Origin of the sequence: Collinsella aerofaciens (assembly GCF_019131995.1) — a bacterium.
Classification (GTDB): domain Bacteria; phylum Actinomycetota; class Coriobacteriia; order Coriobacteriales; family Coriobacteriaceae; genus Collinsella; species Collinsella aerofaciens_S.
In genome coordinates this window covers 1-733 of record NZ_JAHONA010000070.1, presented here as the reverse complement: position 1 = coordinate 733, position 733 = coordinate 1, and the positions used below count along the sequence as shown (strand labels likewise).

The window sequence follows — 733 nt, the reverse complement described above, 5'->3', positions numbered from 1 at the left end:
GCGTCCTCGCGAAGGGCTCGGCGGCCCCGGGCCCGACGGACGGCGCGTACAGGGATGTAGCCGACGAGAAGGTGATTGGCGTTTCGCGGATTAGGCTCGTTACTTGGCTTACCCAGCATCAATATGACGGTTACTACCTCGGGACTCCATATTCCACTGGATTTTCTGTTCCTACCTGCACCTATCCCAATGGGGAGAGGCGCTGGGATGGATACTCTGGTATGAACTGCACCGGTTTTGTCGCCCACGCTTGGTCGAAATGTGGCGGTAACCTTGCGGCGGTTGCGGCAAACAACAGCCATTCTCCCTGGGCCGGAGGCCCCGGTGGCGGCAGCTATATCAATGCCTGGCGTTTTTACGGCTATGCGATCGATTCCGGTTCAAAGGTTTATGAGTTCAACAAGGTGCAGGATCTGCTGAATAGCGGGTTGGCAAGGAAGGGTGACGTCATATTCTTTAAGACTGCTCCTAACGTCGATTGTCATATCGGGTTTTTCTGGGGCGACAATCCCCGTGATAATAAGATGTGGCACTCCTCATCGCCCGCCAATCAGATTTCGTCTATCTATAACTATTCAAATCCGGCTGAAATTAACCAGCACGTTTGTCTGATTAAATAGCTGCTGGTTAAATAGCCTCTTCGGCTTGGCTCCCGTCCCCCCAATCTAGTAGACTTGGAAACCGTTGCTAGATTAGGGGGATTTTCCATGAGACGCTCCACGAAACGAATTTC

At 52.8% G+C, this 733-nt stretch carries 1 protein-coding gene; it reads left to right on the top strand.

Translation table 11 applies throughout. The features are described from left to right. Positions 1-620: NlpC/P60 family protein (locus tag KSY82_RS10205; protein WP_217751128.1), on the top strand; the 620-nt coding region annotated here is incomplete at its 5' end. Between the last annotated feature and the right edge of the window lie 113 nt (positions 621-733).